Origin of the sequence: Actinoplanes utahensis (assembly GCF_016862455.1) — a bacterium.
Classification (GTDB): domain Bacteria; phylum Actinomycetota; class Actinomycetes; order Mycobacteriales; family Micromonosporaceae; genus Actinoplanes; species Actinoplanes utahensis.
On sequence record NZ_BOMZ01000055.1, the window covers coordinates 1 to 21,575 of the forward strand.

19 protein-coding genes are annotated in these 21,575 nt (G+C 71.8%); 6 read left to right on the top strand and 13 right to left on the bottom strand.

Features of this window, described 5'->3' with window-relative positions; translation table 11 throughout:
• Positions 1 to 943, bottom strand: a 943-nt coding sequence (locus Aut01nite_RS20785; RefSeq protein WP_204037606.1) for an alpha/beta fold hydrolase, incomplete at its 3' end; no start/stop codon positions are given.
• A gap of 182 nt (positions 944 to 1,125) precedes the next feature.
• On the opposite strand from Aut01nite_RS20785, the gene Aut01nite_RS20790 reads away from it, so the two are divergent.
• On the top strand, positions 1,126 to 1,743 hold the full coding sequence (locus tag Aut01nite_RS20790) for a carbonic anhydrase (protein WP_043525368.1): 618 nt from the start codon (positions 1,126 to 1,128) through the stop codon (positions 1,741 to 1,743).
• Between the two features lie 91 nt (positions 1,744 to 1,834).
• Here the strand turns inward: Aut01nite_RS20790 and Aut01nite_RS20795 are convergent, their stop codons facing one another.
• Positions 1,835 to 2,161 carry a hypothetical protein gene (locus tag Aut01nite_RS20795; protein WP_043525369.1) on the bottom strand — a complete coding sequence of 109 codons (327 nt, stop codon included), beginning with the start codon at positions 2,159 to 2,161 and terminating at the stop codon, positions 1,835 to 1,837.
• A gap of 245 nt (positions 2,162 to 2,406) precedes the next feature.
• On the opposite strand from Aut01nite_RS20795, the gene Aut01nite_RS20800 reads away from it, so the two are divergent.
• Together Aut01nite_RS20800 and Aut01nite_RS20805 are read left to right on the top strand one after the other, a co-directional pair.
• Positions 2,407 to 2,898 (top strand): DUF3145 domain-containing protein, encoded by a 492-nt coding sequence (locus Aut01nite_RS20800; RefSeq protein WP_043525370.1) that lies wholly within the window; start codon positions 2,407 to 2,409, stop codon positions 2,896 to 2,898.
• Between the two features lie 91 nt (positions 2,899 to 2,989).
• Positions 2,990 to 4,729: a glycoside hydrolase family 3 protein gene (locus Aut01nite_RS20805; protein WP_043525371.1), complete on the top strand. Its 1,740-nt coding sequence runs from the start codon at positions 2,990 to 2,992 to the stop codon at positions 4,727 to 4,729.
• 614 nt (positions 4,730 to 5,343) lie between these two features.
• Here the strand turns inward: Aut01nite_RS20805 and Aut01nite_RS20810 are convergent.
• The 6 genes from Aut01nite_RS20810 to Aut01nite_RS20835 all read right to left on the bottom strand — a co-directional run bounded on the left by Aut01nite_RS20810 (position 5,344) and on the right by Aut01nite_RS20835 (position 11,680).
• The gene (locus Aut01nite_RS20810; RefSeq protein WP_043525372.1) at positions 5,344 to 6,969 is read right to left on the bottom strand and encodes a carboxyl transferase domain-containing protein; all 1,626 of its coding nucleotides are present in this window, start codon (positions 6,967 to 6,969) and stop codon (positions 5,344 to 5,346) included.
• Positions 6,966 to 8,192, bottom strand: coding sequence for a beta-ketoacyl-ACP synthase II (fabF, locus tag Aut01nite_RS20815; RefSeq protein ID WP_043525373.1), 1,227 nt, complete (start codon positions 8,190 to 8,192; stop codon positions 6,966 to 6,968). The genes Aut01nite_RS20810 and fabF overlap by 4 nt, the downstream gene beginning before the upstream one ends.
• A gap of 1 nt (position 8,193) precedes the next feature.
• Positions 8,194 to 8,436, bottom strand: a complete 243-nt coding sequence (locus tag Aut01nite_RS20820) for an acyl carrier protein (protein WP_043525374.1) — start codon at positions 8,434 to 8,436, stop codon at positions 8,194 to 8,196.
• Positions 8,437 to 8,492: 56 nt separating this feature from the next.
• Positions 8,493 to 9,443, bottom strand: a complete 951-nt coding sequence (locus Aut01nite_RS20825) for a beta-ketoacyl-ACP synthase III (RefSeq protein WP_043525375.1) — start codon at positions 9,441 to 9,443, stop codon at positions 8,493 to 8,495.
• Positions 9,440 to 10,366 (bottom strand): ACP S-malonyltransferase, encoded by a 927-nt coding sequence (locus Aut01nite_RS20830; RefSeq protein ID WP_043525376.1) that lies wholly within the window; start codon positions 10,364 to 10,366, stop codon positions 9,440 to 9,442. Before Aut01nite_RS20830 ends, Aut01nite_RS20825 begins: the two co-directional genes overlap by 4 nt.
• A gap of 159 nt (positions 10,367 to 10,525) precedes the next feature.
• On the bottom strand, positions 10,526 to 11,680 hold the full coding sequence (locus Aut01nite_RS20835; protein WP_043525503.1) for a PucR family transcriptional regulator: 1,155 nt from the start codon (positions 11,678 to 11,680) through the stop codon (positions 10,526 to 10,528).
• A 343-nt stretch (positions 11,681 to 12,023) separates the two neighbouring features.
• On the opposite strand from Aut01nite_RS20835, the gene Aut01nite_RS20840 reads away from it, so the two are divergent.
• Both Aut01nite_RS20840 and Aut01nite_RS20845 read left to right on the top strand, forming a co-directional pair.
• Positions 12,024 to 12,245: a hypothetical protein gene (locus Aut01nite_RS20840; RefSeq protein WP_043525377.1), complete on the top strand. Its 222-nt coding sequence runs from the start codon at positions 12,024 to 12,026 to the stop codon at positions 12,243 to 12,245.
• A 101-nt stretch (positions 12,246 to 12,346) separates the two neighbouring features.
• Positions 12,347 to 12,949: a TetR/AcrR family transcriptional regulator gene (locus Aut01nite_RS20845; RefSeq protein ID WP_043525378.1), complete on the top strand. Its 603-nt coding sequence runs from the start codon at positions 12,347 to 12,349 to the stop codon at positions 12,947 to 12,949.
• On the opposite strand, the gene Aut01nite_RS20850 is transcribed toward Aut01nite_RS20845, so the two are convergent.
• From Aut01nite_RS20850 to Aut01nite_RS20860, 3 genes are all read right to left on the bottom strand, one after another.
• Positions 12,930 to 13,577 carry a hypothetical protein gene (locus Aut01nite_RS20850; RefSeq protein ID WP_052163773.1) on the bottom strand — a complete coding sequence of 216 codons (648 nt, stop codon included), beginning with the start codon at positions 13,575 to 13,577 and terminating at the stop codon, positions 12,930 to 12,932. The two genes, Aut01nite_RS20845 and Aut01nite_RS20850, sit on opposite strands and share 20 nt — an antisense overlap.
• Before the next feature lie 304 nt (positions 13,578 to 13,881).
• Entirely contained in the window at positions 13,882 to 15,288 is a 1,407-nt protein-coding gene (gene gltX / locus Aut01nite_RS20855; RefSeq protein ID WP_083999011.1) for a glutamate--tRNA ligase, read from the bottom strand.
• A gap of 25 nt (positions 15,289 to 15,313) precedes the next feature.
• Positions 15,314 to 17,431 (bottom strand): methyl-accepting chemotaxis protein, encoded by a 2,118-nt coding sequence (locus Aut01nite_RS20860; protein WP_204037610.1) that lies wholly within the window; start codon positions 17,429 to 17,431, stop codon positions 15,314 to 15,316.
• 137 nt (positions 17,432 to 17,568) lie between these two features.
• Here Aut01nite_RS20860 and Aut01nite_RS20865 point away from each other — a divergent pair, with 137 nt between their 5' ends.
• Positions 17,569 to 18,102 (top strand): dihydrofolate reductase family protein, encoded by a 534-nt coding sequence (locus tag Aut01nite_RS20865; protein ID WP_043525382.1) that lies wholly within the window; start codon positions 17,569 to 17,571, stop codon positions 18,100 to 18,102.
• Between the two features lie 38 nt (positions 18,103 to 18,140).
• On the opposite strand, the gene aceE is transcribed toward Aut01nite_RS20865, so the two are convergent.
• Positions 18,141 to 20,879 (bottom strand): pyruvate dehydrogenase (acetyl-transferring), homodimeric type, encoded by a 2,739-nt coding sequence (gene aceE / locus Aut01nite_RS20870; protein WP_043525383.1) that lies wholly within the window; start codon positions 20,877 to 20,879, stop codon positions 18,141 to 18,143.
• 188 nt (positions 20,880 to 21,067) lie between these two features.
• Positions 21,068 to 21,472 (bottom strand): YjbQ family protein, encoded by a 405-nt coding sequence (locus Aut01nite_RS20875; RefSeq protein WP_043525384.1) that lies wholly within the window; start codon positions 21,470 to 21,472, stop codon positions 21,068 to 21,070.
• Between the last annotated feature and the right edge of the window lie 103 nt (positions 21,473 to 21,575).

The following is a 21,575-nucleotide window of genomic DNA, read 5'->3' on the forward strand; positions in this document are numbered from 1 at the left end:
CCCGAAGGTCCCGGCTCTGCTCGCGCGACTCTCGTTTCTGCTCCCGTGCCTCCCGGCTCTGCTCCCGCAGCACCCGGCGGATCAGGCCGGTCAGCGCGGCCGACACCTCCGCCGGGCGCTCCAGCGGCAGCATGTGCCCGGCGCCCGGGACCACGGTCAGGTCGGCGTCCGGCAGCGCGCGGGCGATCGACTCGGCACAGGCCGGCGGGGTCAGTCGGTCCCGGTCGCCGACCAGCACGGCGGCCGGCAGACCGGCCAGCTCGGCCAGCGTCTCCAGGCGGGCCTGGGTGCCGATCGACTCCCGGAAGCCGCCGATCGAGCGCAGCGGGGCCCGGCCCAGGGCACGCATGGTCAGCCGCATCGCCTCCTCGCCGCACTCGTCGCCGAACAGCAGCCAGCGCAGCGCCGGGCGCAGGGCCGGCAGCATCACCCGATGCGGGCGCCACGGGCCGGACCGGGCGAGCAGGCCGGCGCCCAGGGTCTCGCCGGCCCGCAGGAGGCCGGCGATCTGGTCGGGCAGCCCGTACCGGGTGTGGGTGTGGCCCTCGGCGGTGGTCGAGACGAGCAGCAGGCCGGAGACCCGCTCGGCGAACTCCTCGGGGTGGCGGTGCGCGTACTCCATGATCGTCATGCCGCCCATCGAGTGGCCGGCCAGCACGACCGGGCCGGCCGGGGCGAACCGCCGGACCACCTCGGCCATGTCGTCGCCGAGCTGGGCCAGGGTCGCCGACCGCAGGTGGGTGGTCCCGGAACGGCCGTGACCCCGGGTGTCGTACGCGATCACGCGCGGCGCCCGGCGGCCCATCCCGCTCAGGGCCTCGATCTGATTCCGCCAGGTCCGCCGGTCCTGGCACCACCCGTGCGACAGCACGACGGTCAGCGGCGCGTCGTCCGGGCCGGAGACCGAGACGTGCAACCGGACACCGTCCGACAGCGTGATCATGGGTACCTCCGTGGGGGTCACGGTTCCCCGCAGTACCCGCGGGTAATAAGCATTACTCGCGATCAGCAGTATTACCAGCATGTTTCGGAGGGTCCTCCGGCCCGGTCGCCCGGATGTCGGATCCACAGTGAGTTAGCTCGCAAACACTTCTCCCCGCGCCACGGACAGCGAAAATCCTCTTCATGACGGCCCTTAGCGACGCACAGGTCAGCACGCCCGCCGCCGCTTTGAGTGAACTCATCGCGGGTAACAAACGTTTCGTCTACGGCCGCCCCCGCTACGGCCACGACGTCGCACGCGCCGCCGCCACCGCGAACGGGCAGAAGCCCCACTCGCTGGTGTTCGGCTGCATCGACTCCCGGGTGCCGCTGGAGGCGATCTTCGACCAGACCTTCGGCTCGATCTGTGTGGCCCGGTCCGGCGCGCACGTCCTGGACCGGTCGCTGATCGGCTCGATCAACTTCGCGGTGGCCGAGCTCGGCGTCTCGCTGGTGCTCGTGGTCGGCCACAAGCGCTGCGGCGCGGTGCACGCGACGGTGGAGGCGCTGCGGGCCGGCGCCCAGCCGGGCGGTGACGTGGATTACGTGGGGTACCTGGTCGACGAGCTGGCCCCGGCCGTGCAGGCGGTCGGCCTGGACCACGAGGACACCGACGAGAAGGCGGTGCGCGAGCACGTCAGCCGCACCGTGGACCGGCTGCGGGAGGTCCCCGGTCTGGTCGAGGGCATCGCGGCCGGCAAGGTGAAGGTGGCCGGCGCCGTCTACGACCTGGACAGCGGCTGGGTCGAGTTCCTGGATTAGGCCCCGCGGGGCCGGAGCCGTGATCCGCTGATCATGCGAAAAAGCGCCTCCCGGTCGAAACCGGGAGGCGCTTCTCGCGTTACGGGAGAGCTCAGCCCTCGAAGACGCCGGCGTCGACGAGACGCTTCTCGACGTCCGCCCAGCCGTGCTCCGGGTTGCTGTTGTGCAGACCGGTGATCTCGGTGCGGATCTTGACACCGTGACCGGCGGCGCTCAGAGCCCGGATCTCCTCGACGAAAGCGTCGGAGTCGGTCTTGAGGTGGGTGGTCTTACCGTTGGTCAGGTTACGCACGTACGCGAAGCGGCCGTCGGCGAGCGGGATGAGGTACTTGTACTCACCGAGCACGCTGAGGGCGCCACCGCTGCCCTGGCCGGCGCGGACTGATGCGCGGGCGGTCTTTGAAGTGTTGCTCGCCACGGCGGTACTCCTTGAAGGAAAGCTGAAAAGGCAGAAAAAAGGCCGTGGCAACTCTACACGACGGCAGCCGGACCATACCGTCGGAGCAGGTAACAGCGTTGGGCAGGGTATGCCACTACGGCAGCTCCCATAGTCGATGTTGCGGATTCCCTGGCGCACCGTCCGTACCACCCGGCATCATGGGACACGATCAACCGCGGTCGAGGTCGTAGGGGAAGACGCACCTCGGTCTCCGGGAGGTCACCGTGCCAACGTGTGGCGTCGTATACGTCCACTCGACCCCACTCGCCGTGTGCCAGCATGTCGAGTGGGCGATCGCGCGCGTCCTGACCGCGCCGGTCAAACTGGAATGGACCGTGCAACCGGTCGATCCCAGCATGCGCCGAGCCGAGTGCAGCTGGACCGGCCGGGCCGGTACTGGCGCCGAGCTGGCTGCTGCCCTCCGGCAGTGGCCCATGATCCGTTTCGAAGTGACCGAGGAGCCGAGCCCCGGCGTCGACGGGGAGCGGTTCATGCACGTCCCCGGTCGCGGGCTGTTCCACGGGGTCATGGGCGCGTCGGGTGACATCCAGATCGGTGAGGACCGGCTGCGCGCCATCATGTCCTCGGTCCGTGCACCCGAGGCGCTGTCGCATGCCCTCGAGAAGGCGCTCGGCACCGCCTGGGACGCGGAGCTGGAGCCGTACCGGTACGCCGGCGACGGCGCCCCGGTGACGCTGCTGACCCGGGTCGGCTGACACTCGCCCACTGGCATAGGGCAAATCCCCCTGAATCATGCCCAAGACACGTTGGGGGGTCGAGTAGCGACCTTTGCCGTGAACTGGTTCGATGGCGATCGTGAGAAACCTGTCGCGCGCGCTGGTCGTACCCCTGCTCCTGCTCCTGGGGGCGTGCGGGGACGAACCCGCACCGACCGGCACCACACCGGCCCCGGCCGCCTCCCGGCCGGAGGCCGCACCCGTCTCGCCGAGCGCCGTCCCGTCCGCGACCAGCGCCGATCCGGCGGCCCGGGCGGCCGAGGCGGTGGCCCGCCTCAGCGACGAGGACCTGGCCGGGCAGGTCCTGATGCCGTACGCCTACGGCAGCGACGCGACGAAGGTGGACGCCGCCAACGCGCGGGGCAACCAGGGCCTCGCCGGCGTCGACACCCCCGCCCAGATGATCGAGAAGTACCGTCTCGGCGGTCTGATCCTGGTCGGTTTCACCCCCGGCGACCCGACCGGCAAGACCAACCCCACCACGAACGTGGAGAACCCGAAGCAGGTCCGCGCACTCACCGAGGGCCTGCAGCAGGCGGCCGGACGGCTGCCCGCCGCGGCCCCGCTGATGATCGGCATGGACCAGGAGTACGGCACCGTCACCCGGGTCACCGACGGCGTCACCATGCTGCCGTCCGCGATGGCGTTCGGCGCCGCCGGGCAGCCCGCGCTGACCGAGGCGGCCTGGCGAGCGGCCGGCGAGGAGATCGCCGCGATGGGCGTCACCGTCGACTTCGCCCCGGTCGCCGACACGCTCAGCCCCAGCGGTGCCGGCGTGATCGGCTCCCGCTCCTTCGGCAGCGACCCGAAAGCCAACGCCGCCCAGGTCGCCGCCGCCGTCCGGGGCCTGCAGTCGGCCGGGGTCGCCGCCGCCCTCAAACACTTCCCCGGCCACGGCCACACCACCGCCGACAGCCACGACGAGCTGCCGCTGATCAGCCAGACCCGGCAGGCGTGGCAGGCGCAGGACGTCCCGCCGTTCGCCGCCGGGGTGAGCGCCGGCGCCGGCGTGGTGATGTCCGGCCACCTCGACCTGCAGGCCGTCGACAAGGGCGTGCCGGCCACCTTCTCCCACAAGATCATGACCGAGGTGCTGCGCGGCCAGCTCAAGTTCACCGGCGTCGCCGTCACCGACGCGATGAACATGGCCCCCGCCAAGAAGTGGCCCGCCGGGGAGGCCGCCGTCCGCGCCCTCAACGCGGGCAACGACATGCTCCTCATGCCGCCGGACATCGGCGCCGCCCGGGACGGCATCCTCGCCGGCCTCAAGAACGGCAGCCTCAAACGGGAACGCCTCACCGAGGCCGTCACCCGCATCCTCACCCTCAAGTTCACGACCGCCCGGACCCCGCAGCCCGACCTCACCACCATCGGCTCCGATGCCCACCAGCGGGCCGTCAGCGCCCTCGACGCCGCCGCCGTCACCGTCCTGCGCGGCAAGTGCGCCGGCCCGCTGGTCACCGGTCCCGTCTCGGTCACCGCGCCGGCCAGCCGCGAGGTCGCCCGGGTCGCCCTGGTCAAGGCCCTGCAGAACGCCGGCGTCCCGGTCCAGGCCTCCGGTGGCTCGGTGATCCGCCTCGTCGGGTACGGCGACGCGCGCGTCGACCTCGACGACACCGCCGCCGTGACCGTCATGATGGACGCTCCGCGCCTGCTGGCCGTGGCCCAGACCCCGACCCTGGTCGCCACGTATTCGTCGAGCCAGCTGTCGCTCACCGCCCTCGCCGCGGTCATCGCCGGGAAGGCGAAGGCTCCCGGCCGGTCACCCATCGCGGTCGGCAACCTGCCCCGCAGTGCTTGCGTGAAATAAGACCCGTTTCTGGTACGCCCGTGACCGTCCCGAACGCGACCATCCCGTTCCGCCGGGTCCGCGCGAGGTTCGCGCGGGTCCGGACCGAAACGCGGCCACCGGGCCGGATCCGTGGTCACCGAACGGCCCGCCCCGCCGCCCACCGGTCCCGGACGTATCCGCCGGGGACGGCCGGACCCACCCCCGGACGTGTCGGCCGGGGACGGCCGGACCCACCCCCGGACGTATCCGCCAGGGACGGCCGGACCCGGCCCCGACGTGTCGGCCAGGGCCGGCCGGACCCGCCCGGACTGACCCCGGACCCCCTGACCGCCCGCCCCATCGCCCGCGGAGCTGAAGCCGGACCGGGTCAGTCCAGCCGCCCCGGCCTTCCAGAAGACCTCGGCTGGCTCTCAGGGCTGACTCGAAAGTCGGCCATCACCGCGGCTCATGCCTTGATTGAAGACGTTATGTCAATCGCGCCCGGCGTTCGGCTTTCACGCAGGGCACGGGCGTCGCAAGGACACGGATGGCTGTCTCGGGCGGCCGGAGACAGCCCTGATGACCAGCCGGGCAAGATCCACCGTCTCTCGGGCCTCTACCGGGCCTCTGCCGGGCGAAGCCGGTGACTTCGGTCAAAGGGGCGTGGGGCCGGGCCGGCCGCGGCCGGCGGGCGCCGCGGCGAAGGTCTCGGCGATCCGCCGGCGGGTCTCGGTGGGAGTGATCACGGCATCGATGACGCCGGTCGCGACGGCCTGAGTGATGTCGCCGGCGGCGGCCAGGCGGTCGCGCAGCAGCCGGGCGTGGTGGGCCGGGCGGTCCCCGGGCGGGGTGGCGGCGAGGGCCCGGCGGTGCAGGATGCCGACGGCTGCGGACGGGTCGAGGGCGGCGACGTCGGCGTCCGGCCAGGCGAACACGGCGGTGGCGCCGAGAGCGCGGGAGTTCATGGCGATGTACGCGCCACCGTAGGCACGCCGGGTGACCAGGGTGACCCGGGGGACGACCGCCTCGGCGAAGGCGTGCAGCAGTTTGGCGCCGCGGCGGATCACGCCGTCCCAGTCGTCGCCGGGGCCGGGAAGGTGGCCGGGGGCGTCGACGAGGACGATCAACGGCAGACCCAGGGAATCGCACATGCGGACGAAACGGGCGGCCTTCTCGGCGGCCGGAGCATCCAGGCAGCCGCCCAGGTGGAGCGGGTTGTTGGCGATCACGCCGATGGTACGGCCGGCGAAACGGCCCAGGGTGGTGACGACGTTCGGCGCCCAGCCGGCGTGCAACTCGGTGCCGTGCTCGTCGAGAAGGCCGCGGATCACGGGCCGCACGTCGTACGGGTGGATGGAGCCGGCCGGGATCAGCGCGTCCAGGGAGATGCCGGTGCTCGCGCCGGGTTTGACGTCATCGGGGGAGACCCGGCCCTGACGGCCGAGCAGCACGATCAGCGCGCGGGTCTGCGCCAGCGCCGCCTCGTCGTCGGCTGCGGTGAGGTGGACGACCTCGGAGCCGTGCGCGCCCGCTTCCGGACCGGCGGAGAAGCCGGCGGAAGGACCTGTGGGGAGGCTGGTGGAAGCGCCGGTGGAAGGACCTGTGGGGAGGCTGGTGGAAGCGCTGGTGGAAGGACCTGTGGGAACGCCGGTGGGAACGCCGGTGGAACGGGCGCCGGTTGCCGGGCGGGAATGGCTGTGTGCCGGGGCGCCGGGGAAGGGCCCGCCGAAGGCCGTCGTGAGGCCGGTGTGGCCGGGAAGGGCGGTGCCGGGCGGCGGCGGGACCGGTGTCGCGTCGCCGGTGACGAAGAGCCGGCCTGCGCGGCTGCGGATCACGATGTCGGTGAGGGCGGGCGCGTAGGCCGCTCCTCCGGCGGCCGGGCCGAGCACCGCCGAGATCTGCGGGATCCGGCCGGAGGCCTGGACCACCGCCGCGAAGACCCGGCCGACGCCGTCCAGCGCGACCACGCCTTCGGCGAGCCGGGCGCCGCCGGAGTGCCAGAGGCCGGCGACCGGGACGCGTTCGCGTACCGCGGTTCCGATCGCCTCGACGATGCGCCGGCATCCCGCCACGCCCAGGGCGCCGCCTTTGCGGGTGGCGTCGGTGGCGAAGGCGATGGCCGGGATCCCGTCGACCCGGCCGCGCCCGGAGAGCACGCCGGATCCATCGGGATCGGCCAGCAGCCGGAGCGTGCCCCGGTCGAACAGCGCCCGGAGCCGGAGCTCCGGGTCGCGGTGGTCGACCGGGGACGGTACGTGCCCGGAGGGGTTCGGGCTCACGCCCGGGTGAAGATCAGCGCCACGTTGTGCCCGCCGAAGCCGAACGAGTTGTTCAGCGCCGCCTGGATGTCGGCGGTGCGGGCCTTGTGCGCCGCGACGTCGAGGTCGAGCCGCTCGTCGGGGTCGTCGAGGTTGATGGTCGGAGGGATGATGCCGTCCCGGATGGCCAGGATGGTGGCGATCGACTCGAGCGCGCCCGCCGCGCCGAGCAGGTGCCCGGACATCGACTTGGTCGACGTGACGATCGGGTGCCCACCGATGGCGGCCCGGATGCCCTTGATCTCGCCCATGTCGCCGGCCGGGGTCGAGGTGGCGTGGGCGTTGACGTGGTGGATGTCGGCGCCGGTCAGACCGGCGTCGCGGATCGCCGTCCGCATGGCGCGGATGCCGCCGGCGCACTCCGGGTCGGGCTGGACGATGTCGTACCCGTCCGAGGTGATGCCGGCCCCGGCCAGACGCGCGTAGACCCGGGCGCCGCGAGCGGCGGCGTGGTCGGCGCGTTCCAGGATGATGGTTCCGGCGCCCTCGCCGAGGACGAAGCCGTCCCGGTTGGCGTCCCACGGGCGGGAGGCCCGTTCCGGCTCGTCGTTGCGGGTCGACATGGCCCGCATCGAGGCGAACCCGGCGATCGGCAGCGGGTGCACCACGGCCTCGGTGCTGCCGGCCACGACGACGTCCGCGCGGCCGGCGCGGATCAGGTCGAGGCCGAGAGCGACCGCCTCGGCGCCGGTGGCGCAGGCGCTGGCCATCGCCCGGACGCCGGCGCGGGCGCCGAGTTCCAGGCCGATGTGGGCGGCGGGGCCGTTCGGCATGAGCATCGGCACGGTGTGCGGGCTGACCCGGCGGGGTCCGGAGCTCTGCAGGATCTCGTTCTGCTCCAGCGTGGTGATCACACCGCCGATGCCGGTGCCGAAGCTGACGGCGAGCCGGTCCTGGTCCACCCCGGCGTCGGCCAGGCCGGAGTCGGCCCAGGCCTCGCGGGCCGAGATGACGGCCATCGCCTCGGCCCGGTCCAGCCGGCGCAGCTTGACCCGCTCGATGATCTCGGAGGGCTCGACGGCGAGCTGGGCAGCGATCCGCACCGGGAGGGGACCGGCCCACTCCTGGGTGAGCGGACCCACCCCGGAGCGGCCGGCGAGCATTGCGTCCCAGGTGGACGCGACGTCCCCGCCGAGCGGGGTCGTCGCGCCGAGCCCGGTGACGACGACGTCTACGCTGCTCATGTCAGTGGTTCGCCTCGATGTAGGTGACGGCGTCGCCGACGGTCTTCAGGTTCTGCACCTCGTTGTCCGGGATCTTGACGCCGAACTTCTCCTCGGCCGCCACCACGACCTCGACCATGGACAGCGAGTCGACGTCCAGGTCGTCGGTGAAGGACTTCTCCTCGGCGACGTCGTCCGGGTTCACCCCGGCGACCTCCTCGAGGATCTCAGCGAGGCCGGAGGTGATCTCTGCGCGAGTTGCCATTGTGGGAATCTTTCCTCTCGATGGTGGTGCGGAATTCGACGGTCAGGGCACGCTGCTCAGGGGCAGCGGATGACCTGGCCGGCGTAGGTGAGGCCGCCGCCGAAGCCGAAGAGCAGCACCGGCGCCCCGGAGGGCACCTCGCGGCGCTCGATCAGCTTGGACAGGGCCAGGGGAACGCTCGCGGCGGACGTGTTGCCCGACTCGACGAGGTCCTTGGCGACGATCGCGTCGGGGCTCAGGCCGAGCCGCTTGACGATGCCGTCGATGATCCGGGTGTTGGCCTGGTGCGGCACGAAGGCGGCGAGTTCGGACGGGTCCACCCCGGCACGCTTGCAGACCTCGATGGCGAACGGCGCCAGTTCGGTGGTCGCCCAGCGGAACACCACCTGACCGGTCTGCTTGATGTACGGCTGCCAGCCCGCGATCGTCAGGGCGTCGCCCTTGTCCGGGGCGGAACCCCAGAGCACCGGGCCGATCCCGTCCTCCTCGCCGTCCGGGACGGCGCTGACCACTGCCGCGCCGGCGCCGTCGGCGAAGAGCACCGCGGTGGTGCGGTCGGACCAGTCGACCACGTCGGAGAGCTTCTCCGCGCCGATCACCAGGGCGTGGCGGCTGGCGCCGGCCCGGACGGCGTGGTCGGCGGTGCCGAGCGCGTAGGAGAAACCGGAGCAGGCGGTGTTCAGGTCGAACGCGGCCGGCGAGGCGATGCCGAGCCGGGCCGCGACCCGGGTGGCGACGTTCGGGCAGCGGTCGATGGCCGAGCAGGTGGCGACGACGACCATGTCGATGTCGGCCGCGGTGAGCCCGGACGCGGCGAGCGCCTTCTCCGCCGCGAAGGTGGCCATGTCGGCGACCGACTCGGAGTCGGCGATCCGCCGTTCGGCGATGCCGACTCGGTCCCGGATCCACGCGTCGTTGGTCTCCAGGGTGGCGGCCAGGTCGTCGTTGGTGACCACACGCGAGGGCTGGTAGTGGCCCATCGCGACGATGCGGGAACCCGCGGTCATCGTGTCTCTCCTTCGGTGCGGGCGATCAGGTCGAGGGCAGCCGGCAGGTCGTCCGGGGTGTTCAGGGTGACGATCTCGGGGGCGCCCTCGCCCTTGAGCTCGCGTTTGACCAGCCCGGCGAGGGTGCCGGCGGGCGGCAGCTCGATGATGCCGGTGACACCGAGGTCCTTGAGAGCACGCATGCACAGGTCCCACCGGACCGGGGCGGTGACCTGGCGGACCAGGCGCCGGAGCATCTCCGCGCCGTCGCCGACGGCGGTCCCGTCCAGGTTGGACAGCAGGGTGCGGGCCGGGTCGGCGGCGGTGATCCCGCTCGCGACGGCGGCCAGCGCGGTCTCGGCGGGCGCCATGAACGGCGTGTGGAACGCCCCGGCCACCTTGAGGGCGATGACCCGGGCCCGGGCCGGCGGCGCGGCCGCGAACTCGGCGAGCGCGGGCAGCGCCCCGGCGGCGACGATCTGGCCGGCGCCGTTGCGGTTGGCCGGGAACAGCCCGTGCTTCTCGATGGCGGCGACCACCTCGTCCGGGTCGCCGCCGAGCACGGCGCTCATGCCGGTCGGCTCGAGGGCGCAGGCGGCGGCCATCTCCCGGCCGCGGACCCCGGCGAGGGTGATCGAGGTCTCGGCGCTCAGCACCCCGGCGAGGGCGGCCGCGCCGAGCTCGCCGACACTGTGCCCGGCGATCACCGCGCCGCCCAGCGGCAGGTGCTCACCGGCCAGCAGGGCGGCGGCGACCAGCAGCGGCTGGGTCCGGGCGGTGTCCTTGATCTCCTCGGCGTCGGCTTTGGTGCCGAGGTGGAGGAGATCGACGCCGGCGAGCGCGGACCAGTCGGTCAGGCGGGCCTCGGCGCCGGGGAGGTCGAGCCAGGGGGTCAGGAAGCCGGGCTTCTGGGAACCCTGGCCGGGCGAGAGTACGGCGAACACGTCCTCGACTCTTCCGGATCCGGAGGCTTTGCGGGGTAGCCGGGCGCGACGAAACCCTACGATCAGGGTTGTAGGTTTCCTACAAAACCCCTGTGCTTCTGGGTAACTTCCACCCCTTTTGTGGCTACCGCCATCGTGTCTGATGGTGAGAGATCCGGCTCACGTCGCGGGGTCGAGACGCCCGATCGTGAGCGCCATCCGCAGGGCGAGCGAGTCCCGCCCGTCCAGCGGGGACAGGGCGGTGACCTCGGCGACCCGGCGCAGCCGGTACCGGACCGTGTTCGGGTGGACGTACAACTCGCGGGCCGCGCTCTCCAGCACCCCGCCGGAGGCGAAGAAGGCGTCCAAGGTCTCCAGCAGCCCGCTGCCGGCCAGCGCCAGCGCGCCGAAGACGTCGTGCCGGAGCTTGCGCCGGGCGTCCATGTCGCCGGAGAGCACCCGCTCGGGCAGCAGGTCGTCGGCGGCCACCGGGGACGGCGCGCCGGGCCAGGCGGCCGCCGCGCGGAACCCGGCGAGCGCCGCCCGGGCCGACTCGGTCGCCTGGTCGAGGGAGGGGACCGCCGGGCCGACCACGACCGGCCCCTCGCCGAACCCGGTCCGCAGCGTGGCCGCGGCGGCGACCGGGTCGGTGGCGCCGCCGACCACGACCACGAGCCGGTCGCCGTGCACGCCGGCGATCACCTCCAGGCGCGCGCGGCGGGCGGCCCGGTAGACCGCGTGCAGCACCGCGGTGATGTCGCCGCCCGGGGAGCGGCCCACCACCACCGCGACCGGCGGGGCGTCCGCCCAGCCGAGGGCGGCGGCCCGGCTGGCCAGCACGTCGGAGGAGTCGCCGCGCAGCAGGGCGTCGACGAGCAGCGCCTGCAGCCGGGCGTCCCAGGCGCCGCGGGACTCGGCGGCCCGCGCGTAGACCCGGGCGGCGGAGAAGGCGATCTCCCGAGAGAACCGCAGGATCGCCTGGATCAGCGCCTCGTGCTCGCCCGGCTCGGCGAATCCGGGCACCTCGGCCTCGGCGACGTCGATCGTCACCTTGATCAGCTGGACGGTGTGGGTGAGCGTGATGACCCGGGCCAGCGCGCGCGGCGCGGCGGCGAACACCTCGTCGGAGATCTCGGTGCTGGCCGCGACCGTGCCGCCGGAGCGCAGCCACTCGACGAGCGACCGGACGCCCGCCTGTGCGACGAGCATCACCCAGGCGCGCTGGTCGGCCGGGAGCGCGCGGAACCAGGGCAGCGTCTCATCCATGCGTGCCACGGCCGAGCTGGCCAGCGCGCCGGCATGCCGTTCGATCCGGCGCAGGGTGGCCGGGAGCAGCGGTTTCGCCGGGGCGTCCGGGCGGGCCGCCGGGGTCTCCGGGCGGGGGGTCGCGGCGCCTGCAGTGTCGGTGTCTGCCACCGGCACAGCGTGACACGGCACGACCGGGGTCCGGCATCCGGATGACCTCGCGGCGAGCACATGACGGCGTACGTTTTAGGAGTTTTTATGACATTTGACCGGTGTAGCGGTGCGCCTTCCCCACGATTCCGGTGGGTGACCTGGCATCGTGTCGAACGGCGTGTCGGCCCGCCGGACCCGTTAACCCCGGGCGGTGCGATGCCGATGAGGAAGCGGTGCCGGCGACACCGGCGCCGATGGCACTGATCGAGGAGGCGAGACGATGGAACGGGACGACGCGTTCGCGTACACCGACAGGGATCCCGCCCTCGACGAGGTGCCGGCGGCGCTGCCGGCCGACGAGGAGCCGATCGCGGACGGCGGCCCCGGCCGGGTCGGCTGCCGGACCGATCTGCGCGGCTGGGCCGGCGCCCATCTGCACGGCGCGGTCCGCCCGCGCCGCCGGGCCGCCGGCCGCGGCCGCCCGCCGGGCCGCTGGTGCTGAGCCCTCCACCGGGCCGGTGAGCGCCTCGATCGGGTGAGTGCGGGCCGCCGTCCTGGCGCGTTTCGCCCCGGCCGGGCGGCGGGCCTGGTCAGGTTGACGTGGTGGACGACAAGAGACGGCAGATCCTCGATCAGGCGCTCGCGCTGGTGGACGAGCGCGGGCTGGCGGCGATGTCGATGCGGGCCGTCGCCGAGCGCGTCGGGCTCACCTCGATGGCGCTGTACCCGTACGTCGGGGGTAAGGACGCCCTGCTCGACGGCCTGGTCGATCTGCTGCACCTGGAACTGGGCAGCGCAGTGGGCGCCGATCCCGCGGACATCGACTGGCGGCACCGGCTGTGCGCGGTGGGCCGCGCCGTCCGGTCCCTGGCCCGCAACCATCCCAGCGCCTTCCCGCTGCTGCTGAACCGGTCGGCGGCCGGGCCCTCGGCCTCCTGGCTGGCCGGCGCGCTGCAGGGGATCCTCGCCGACGCCGGGGTGCCGGCCGCCGAAGTGCCCCGGACAGCCCGGTTGATCTGCGCGTTCCTGCTCGGGTACACCACCGGCGAGGTCACCGGCGGCCTGCCCGGATCGACCCCGGAGATGCTGGAGGGCGCCGCCGAGTTCGATGCCGACCTGGAGGATCTGGTCCGCCTGGTCGAGAACTCGGCGACGCCCCGCAGCGACGTCGGTCAGCCGGAGCGCGTCAGACGCGCCGGCGGATGAGGAACGCCATGCCGGCCAGACCGGTCAGGATGATCAGCAGGACCGCCCCGTTGAGCAGGAACAGCCGGCGGAACTCGGTGACGGCCGCGGTGACCTCGTCGAAGGCGCTCGCCTCCTCCTCGGTCAGGTCGGTGCCGACACCGCCGCCGATGCCGCCGCCGACCACGTCCGGCTTGGCCTCCAGCGGAGCGCCGGCGAGCCGCAGCGCCTCCGGCATGGAGAGCCGGCCGTAGAACCAGCCCTCGGTCATCTTGCCGCTCGGCTGCTTCGCCGGACGGTGTGCCCGCGGCCCGCCGGCGGCCAGCGGGTACAGGTGGTAGATCTGGTTCGGCGCGTCCTTGACGAGCACGGTGACCGTGTATTTCGCGCCGAGGGTCGCGGTCTTCGGAGCCGATGTCGACGACGTTGCCGACCCCAGCCAGTTGACCTCGCTCATCAGCATCTGGAACAGCTTCGGCCGGTCCGCCTGGTCGACCCGGACCGCCTCCTCGAGACCGTTTCCGGTCACCTGCACCGCCGTCGGCTGCGGCGCTTTCGGCGCCGCCTGGGCCGCGGCCGGAGCCGTGCCCGCCGCCAGCGCCAGCGCCGCGGCGAACGCCGTGCCCGCCGTGACCAATCTGGTGATCATCCCCCGCACCATCCGACCTCCCCGCCCGTGGATGGACATCAACCCGCTGCTCGTGCCCGGCGATGGAACCGGGGCACGGCCCCAGGCCTCCAGCCTTCCCGGACACCGCCCTGCTCGCATCCGGAGGCAGGGTGAATTGGAGCCATGTGGGGGATGGCCGCGGAGACGGAACGGCCGTTGATCAGCGGCCGAATAGTACCGAGTCCCGGCAATCGGTGGGTGTGGTGGTCACCCTGTTGACGGAGAGCGTCACCGCATGCGGCGACCGGCTCTAGCGGGCCGGGCGCCGCATGCGGTAGAACCGTCAAAGGCGGGCGCGAGCAGCGGAAATGCGGGCGAGCGTGCGCTCCCGGCCGAGCAACTCGATCGATTCGAAGAGCGGCAGCCCGACGGTCCGGCCGGTCACCGCGACGCGTACCGGCGCCTGAGTCTTGCCCAATTTGAGACCTCGCGCCTCGCCGACCTGCTCGAGCGCCGCCTTCAAAGCGTCCGCGGACCAGTCGGTGAGGTCGCCGAAGGCGGCCGCCGCGCCGTCCAGAATGTCCGCCGCGCCCTCCTTCATGGCTTTCGCCCAGGAGGCTTCGTCCTGTACCGGCTCGTCGAGGAACAGGAAGTCGACGTTCTCCACGATCTCGGAGAGGACCGAGATCCGGGTCTGGGCCAGCGGGGCGATGGTGGTGAAGATCTCGCTGTCGAATTTCGCGGGATCCCACGGCGGGGCCGGGATGGTGTCGGTGCCGGACAGCCACGGCGCGCAGACCTGAGTGAACTCGCTCGGCGTGAGGGCCCGGATGTACTCGCCGTTGAACGCCCGCAGTTTCTTCACGTCGAAGAAGGCGGGGGCGTGGTTCACATCCTCGATCCGGTACTCCTCCTCGACCACCGACCACGGGACGATCTCCCGGTCGCCGGTCGGGGACCAGCCCAGCAGCATCAGGTAATTGCGCATGGCGGCGGCCAGGTAGCCCTCGTCCCGGTACGACTCCAGGGCGACCTTGTCACGGCGCTTCGACAGCTTCTGCCGCTTCTCGTTGACGATCACCGGCACGTGGCCCCACACCGGCGGGGTGTGGCCCAGCGCCTCCCACAGCAGCTGCTGCTTCGGCGTGTTGGGCAGGTGCTCCTCGGCGCGGAACACGTGGGTGATCCCCATGCTCATGTCGTCGACCACGTTGGCCAGCAGGAACACCGCCGAACCGTCGCTGCGGGCGATGACGAAGTCCTCGAGCAGCTTGTTCTCGAAGGTGGGCTTGCCGCGGACCAGGTCCTCCACCACGGTCTCGCCCTCGTCGGGCGTGCGGAACCGCAGCGCGCGGCCCTCGCCCGGCCCGAGCGCCCGCTCCCGGCAGAAGCCGTCGTAACCGGTGTGCTTGTTGCCGGACCGGGCCACCACGTCGTCGCGGGTGCAATCGCAGTAGTAGGCCTTGCCCTCGCCGTAGAGGCGGGTCGCCGCGGCGGTGTGGTCGGCGGCGTAGGACGACTGGAAGTAGGGCCCCTCGTACGTCCCGCGCTCGATGCCGATCCAATCGAGCGCCGAGATGATGCCCTCGGTCCATTCGGGCCGGTTACGGGCCGCGTCGGTGTCCTCGATCCGGAGCACGAAGACACCGCCGTGCTGCTGGGCGTAGATCCAGTTCTGCAGGGCCGAGCGGGCGCCGCCGACGTGGAACATGCCGGTCGGGGAGGGTGCGAAACGTACGCGAACAGTCACCGCCCCAGCGTACCGACCAACCGTCTCAAACGGTGAAGCGCCCGACCAGCCCGGTCAACCGCTGGGCGGTGGCGGTCAGCTCGTCCGCGGCCCGGTGGGACACCGCCACCGACTCGCGGGTGCTGCGCATCGCCCCGTCCACCGTACCGATGCCGTCGGCGATGTCCCGGCTGCCACCGGCCGCCTCGGCGATGTTGCGGGCCATCTCCGCGGTGGTGGCGGCCTGTTCCTCGACCGCAGTCGCGATGGCCGTCTGATAGTCGTTGACCTGGGCGATCCGGGCCGAGATGGCGTCGATGGCGGAGACCGCGCGGGCCGTGTCGGCGTTGATCGCGGCGACCCGCGTGGTGACGTCCTCGGTCGCCCGGGCGGTCTCCTGGGCCAGCTCCTTGACCTCGCCGGCGACCACCGCGAAGCCCTTCCCGGTCTCACCCGCGCGGGCCGCCTCGATGGTGGCGTTCAGGGCGAGCAGGTTGGTCTGCTCGGCGATGGTGGCGATCAGCCGCACCACGTCGGTGATCTTCGCGGTGGAGGCCCGCAGTTCGGTGATGACGTCGGCGGCGGCCGCGGTCAGGTCGACCCCGTCCCGCCCGGCCCGCGCCGCCTCCTGGGCGTTGTGCGAGATCCGCGAGATCGACGTGCCCATCTGCTCGGCGCCGGCGGCCACCGTCTGCACCACGTGCGAGACGCTCTCCGCCGAGACGCTCACCGTGCCGGCCCGGTCCGCCGCGGTGTCGGCGGCCGTGGACATCTCGCCGCTGGTGGCCGCGACCTGCCGGGCGGTCTGCGTCACCTCCTCGGAGGCGCCGGTCACCTCCCGCATCACGGTCCGCAGCTCCTCGGCGGCGGTGTTGAGCGCGGCTCCGGCCGCCCCGATCTCGTCGCGGCCCCGGTCGTCGACCCGGACGGTGAGATCGCGGCCGGCCAGCCGGGTCAGCGCCCCGGTCAGCGCGGCCATCCGGCCCGAGATCCGGGAGGCCTGCTGGTACGCCACCCCCGCCCCGGCCAGTGCCAGCAGCACCGCGGCGATGAGGAACGAGGTCAGCATGGTGTCGCGGCCCTCGCGGACGGCGGTGACCGCGGCGGCGGCGTCGGCGTCGTAACCGCCCACGGTCACCGCCCACTGGTACGGCGCGTAGTAGGCGACCGTGGTGGTGGTGTCCCCGGCGGGCGCGCCGGCTGCCCCGGGCAGCCGGTACTCGGTCTGCCAGGTGGCTCCGTCGGCGAGTTCCGGCGCCTTGGCGACGATCTCCTCGACGTACCGGACTCCGTCGGCGTCCGTGGCGTCGAACGCGGTCTGCTCGGCCGCGCCGTCGATGTTGGAGGCCACGATCCGGCCCTTGTCGGCGGCCGCCGTGCTGAAGACGGAGACCCAGCCGTTCGTCTGGATCTTCAACCGGCTGATCGTCTCGGTCAGGTTGACCAGCGCCTCGGCCTGCGGCACACCGACGTAGAGAGCGCCGATCACGTCCCCGGCGGCGTTCTTGATCGGGTCGTAGACCGAGATGAACGGCGTGCCGACGACCAGCGCGACGCCGCGATACGCCTTGCCGTCCCGGATCGCGGCGGCCACCGCGTTCGGTTTGCCGTCCGCGGTGGCCGGGATGTAGGTCCCGATGGCGCGGGTGCCCTTCGCGGACTTCACCGTCGTGCCGACCCGCAGCAGGTCACCGGCCGCGTTCATGCGCTGGAAGACCGTGACGGTGGCGCCGGACAGAGCCGCCGTGTCGTCGACGAACGGGGTGGCCCGCTTCAGGTCGGTGTTCTGCCCGAGCCATCGGCCGCCGACCTCGACCCGGGGCAGGGTGACCGTCGTCGTCTCCTGGGTGACCTGGTTGGTGGCCGTCCAGGTGGCCTGCCGGCCGGCGTACCGCATGCCGCCGTTCTGGGCCAGGTACACCGAGGCGCTGTTCATGCTGCGGTCGAGGCCCTGCTGGAGTTGATCACCGACGGTCCGGACCAGGGCGCTGACGTCCGCCGTGCTCTGCGCCAGGGCCGCCTGGTTCTGCCGGAGCACCTCCTTCGCGGTGCTGTCGGCGAACCGGCCGCTCTGCCAGGCGCCGACCACGACCAGCACGATGGCCGTGACCAGGACACTGCCGAGGCCCAGCAGGAGCAGTTTGTGGCTGATGCGGAATCCCACCCCAGGATCATCGTCCCCGGCAGGTCTCGCCGGAGGCGGATTTCCACTGTCCGTGACGCCACCGCGCTCACACTTGCTCGTTGCGACGGTACCGGCTGTGATTTCACGGCAACGTCGACCAGAACGAGGTGAGGACGATGGGCAAGATCGTCGCAGTGGAGTACGTGACCCTCGACGGGGTCTTCGAGGAGCCGGTCTGGAGCGGGCCGTACTTCAACGCCGAGCTCAGCGCCTGGCAGGCGGCCAACCTTCAGGAGGCCGACGCGCTGCTGCTCGGGCGCAAGACCTACGAGGGGTTCAAGGCGGCCTGGCCGCAGATGGCGGCCGAGACCGGTGACTTCGGCGCCAAGATGAACGGGATGCCCAAGCACGTGGCCACCACGACGCTCACCGAGCCGGAGTGGAACGCCACCTTCATCGAGGGCGAGGTGGCCGATGCGGTGGCGAAGCTCAAGACCGAGCCGGCCAACCTGCTGATCAACGGCAGTGGAAACCTCGTCAACTACCTGACCAGGCACAACCTGATCGACGAGTACCGAGTGATGATCTTCCCGGTGGTGGCCGGGGAGGGTCGCAGGCTCTGGGAGCCGGGCACGAAGATCGCCCTGGGCCACGCCGGCAGCTGGAGGTCCGAGACCGGCGTCGAGGTCATCAACTACGTCCCGGCATGAGAAAAGGGGGGCCGAGGCCCCCCTTTCCCGGCGTTCTCTTACGAGTCGCCGCCGGTCTCGCCCACCGGCGCGGCGTTGACGTCGTCGATCGCGTACTTCTTGGCCGCCTCGGCCGGCACGTGCGCCGGGACCAGGCCGCGCAGCGCCAGCTCCCGCAGCGTCGCCACGGTGACCGACTCGCCGTCCACGTGGAAGTGGCGGCGCAGCGCGTGCCGGGTGTCGCTCATGCCGAAGCCGTCGGTGCCGAGCGAGGTGTACCCGTTCGGGACCCATCGGCTGATCAGGTCCGGCACCGCCCGCATCCAGTCGCTGACCGCGACCGACGGGCCCTCGGTGGCCTCCAGCTTCTGCTGGATGTACGGCTTGCGCGGCGCGTCGCTCGGGTGGAGCAGGTTGTGCTCCTCCGCCTCGATGGCGTCGCGGCGCAGCTCGGTCCAGGAGGTGACCGACCAGACGTCGGCGCTCACGCCCCAGTCCGCGGCCAGCAGCTCCTGCGCCTTGAGCGCCCACCGCATGCCGGTGCCGGAGGCGAGCAGCTGCGCCTTCGGCCCGTCCTTCTGCGGGCTCTCGCTGAACCGGTAGATGCCCTTGAGCAGGCCCTCGGTGTCCAGGCCGGCGGGCTCGGCGGGCTGGATCGCCGGCTCGTTGTAGATGGTGAGGTAGTAGAAGACGTTCTCCTGCTTCTCCCCGTACATCCGGTGCAGGCCGTTCTCCATGATGTGCGCGATCTCGAACCCGAAGGCCGGGTCGTACGCCACCACGGCCGGGTTCGTCGCCGCGATCAGCAGCGAGTGCCCGTCCTCGTGCTGCAGGCCCTCACCGTTGAGCGTGGTCCGCCCGGCGGTCGCGCCGAGCAGGAAGCCGCGGGTCATCTGGTCGGCGGCCGCCCACAGCTCGTCGGCGGTGCGCTGGAAGCCGAACATCGAGTAGAAGATGTACAGCGGGATCATCGGCTCGTCGTGCGTCGCGTACGACGTGCCGGCCGCGATGAAGCTCGCCGTGGAGCCCGCCTCGTTGATGCCCTCGTGCAGGATCTGACCGTCGGTCGCCTCCTTGTAGGACAGGAACAGCTCCCGGTCCACCGAGGTGTAGGTCTGGCCGTGCGGCGAGTAGATCTTCTTGGTCGGGAAGAGCGAGTCCATGCCGAAGGTCCGGGCCTCGTCCGGGATGATCGGCACCCACCGGGCCCCGAACTCCTTGTCCCGCATCAGGTCCTTGAGCAGCCGGACGAACGCCATCGTGGTGGCGATCTTCTGCTTGCCGCTGCCGCCCTTGAGGCCGCTGAACGCCTTCGAGTCCGGGATCGCCAGCGACTTCGCCGTGGTCCGCCGGGACGGCACGTAACCGCCCAGCTCACGGCGCCGCTGCTGCAGGTACTCGTACTCGTCGGACTTCTCGCCGGGGTGGTAGTACGGCGGGAGGTACGGGTTCTCCTCGAGCTGCTTGTCGCTGATGTCCAGGTAGAGCCGGTCCCGGAAGCCCTTGAGGTCGTCCAGGGTCAGCTTCTTCATCTGGTGCGTGGCGTTGCGGGCCTCGAAGTGCGAGCCCAGCGTCCAGCCCTTGACCGTCTTGGCGAGGATGACGGTCGGCTGACCGGTGTGCTCGGTGGCCGCCTTGTACGCCGCGTACAGCTTGCGGTAGTCGTGGCCGCCGCGCTTGAGGTTCCAGATCTCGTCGTCGGTGAAGCCCTCGACGAGCTTGCGGGTCCGCGGGTCCCGGCCGAAGAAGTGCTCCCGCACGTATGCCCCGGACTCGCCCTTGTAGGTCTGGTAGTCACCGTCGGGCGTCACGTTCATCAGGTTGACCAGGGCGCCGTCGGTGTCCGCGGCGAGCAGCTGGTCCCACTCGCGGCCCCAGACGACCTTGATCACGTTCCACCCGGCGCCGCGGAAGAAGGCTTCCAGCTCCTGGATGACCTTGCCGTTGCCGCGGACCGGGCCGTCGAGGCGCTGCAGGTTGCAGTTGACCACGAAGGTGAGGTTGTCCAGCTCCTCGCGGGCGGCCAGGCCGATCGCGCCGAGCGACTCGACCTCGTCCATCTCGCCGTCGCCGAGGAACGCCCAGACGTGCTGCTGGCTGGTGTCCTTGATGCCGCGGTTGTGCAGGTACCGGTTGTACCGCGCCTGGTAGATCGCGTTCAGCGGGCCGAGGCCCATGCTGACCGTCGGGAACTCCCAGAAGTTCGGCATGAGACGCGGGTGCGGGTACGACGGGAGGCCGCCACCGGGGTGCGACAGCTCCTGCCGGAAACCGTCGAGCTGGTGGGTGGTGAGCCGGCCCTCGAGGAAGGCCCGCGCGTACATGCCGGGGGAGGCGTGACCCTGGAAGAAGATGTGGTCGCCACCGCCCGGGTGGTCCTTGCCCCGGAAGAAGTGGTTCATGCCCACCTCGTAGAGGCTGGCGCTCGACGCGTACGTCGAGATGTGGCCACCGACGCCGATCTCCGGCCGCTGCGCGCGGTGCACCAGCATCGCCGCGTTCCACCGGATGTAGGCGCGGATCCGCCGCTCGACGAACTCGTCACCGGGGAACCAGGGCTCGCTCTCCGGCGGGATGGTGTTGATGTAGTCCGTGGACGTCAGTGGCGGAACGCCGACCTGTCGCTCCCGGGCCTTCTCCAGAAGGCGCAACATCACATAACGGGCTCTCTTGGCGCCTCGTTCGTCGATGACTCCGTTGAGCGACTCGACCCACTCGTTGGTTTCCTCGGGGTCGATGTCGGGAAGCTGGCTCGGCAGGCCATCGCTGATCACCGGGCGCTTGCGCTCCGTGGCCACAGGCAATCCTCTTGGTGTGAGTAGCGGACGTCCGGGCGACCCAGCTGCCTCACAGGGTCAAGGTGGCGAATCGCTCGGAAATATCTCTCCATCCTGCCCCCTCACCGTGGGGCCCGTCACGCCTACCGGCCGTTGCAGCGACGCGCGACACACGTACTGACCAGTAACTTCCTGACCCCGGTGGGACGTCAGCCGGCCACGAAGGAGAAACGTACCTGGCGGACCTGGTTGTCGCCGTTCGGGTCGACCAGGCAGATCGACTGCCACGTGCCGAGCGCGATCCGGCCGTTGATCACCGGCAATGTGGCGTACGGCGGAATCCACGCCGGAAGGACGTGGTCGCGCCCGTGCCCCCGGGAGCCGTGCCGGTGCCGCCATTTGTCCTCGGCCGGCAGCAGATCGTCGATCGCGGTCAGCAGATCGTCGTCGGAGCCCGCCCCGGTCTCGATGATCGCCAGCCCGGCCGTCGCGTGCGGGACGAAGACGTTCAGCAGACCGTCCCGTTCGGACGCCACGAAATCGGCCGCCTCACGGGTGATGTCCACGACGACGGGAGCGCCGCCGGTCCGCACGGTGATCACTTCGGTACGCATCACGCGAGCTTAGGACTTGTCCGGTGGATCACCCAGGGCCTCGCCTCGCACTCGGGTGATCCACCGGACAAGCCTAGATGTAGAGATCGAGCAGCAGGAACGC

Coding starts and splice junctions, on each gene's coding strand:
- fabF (WP_043525373.1), bottom strand. CDS start 8,192: ATGAGCAGCGTAGACGTCGTCGTCACCGGGCTCGGCGCGACGACCCCG.
- Aut01nite_RS20865 (WP_043525382.1), top strand. CDS start 17,569: ATGGGCAAGATCGTCGCAGTGGAGTACGTGACCCTCGACGGGGTCTTC.
- Aut01nite_RS20790 (WP_043525368.1), top strand. CDS start 1,126: ATGACGGCCCTTAGCGACGCACAGGTCAGCACGCCCGCCGCCGCTTTG.
- Aut01nite_RS20805 (WP_043525371.1), top strand. CDS start 2,990: ATGGCGATCGTGAGAAACCTGTCGCGCGCGCTGGTCGTACCCCTGCTC.
- Aut01nite_RS20840 (WP_043525377.1), top strand. CDS start 12,024: ATGGAACGGGACGACGCGTTCGCGTACACCGACAGGGATCCCGCCCTC.
- Aut01nite_RS20825 (WP_043525375.1), bottom strand. CDS start 9,443: ATGACCGCGGGTTCCCGCATCGTCGCGATGGGCCACTACCAGCCCTCG.
- Aut01nite_RS20820 (WP_043525374.1), bottom strand. CDS start 8,436: ATGGCAACTCGCGCAGAGATCACCTCCGGCCTCGCTGAGATCCTCGAG.
- Aut01nite_RS20875 (WP_043525384.1), bottom strand. CDS start 21,472: ATGCGTACCGAAGTGATCACCGTGCGGACCGGCGGCGCTCCCGTCGTC.
- Aut01nite_RS20850 (WP_052163773.1), bottom strand. CDS start 13,577: ATGATCACCAGATTGGTCACGGCGGGCACGGCGTTCGCCGCGGCGCTG.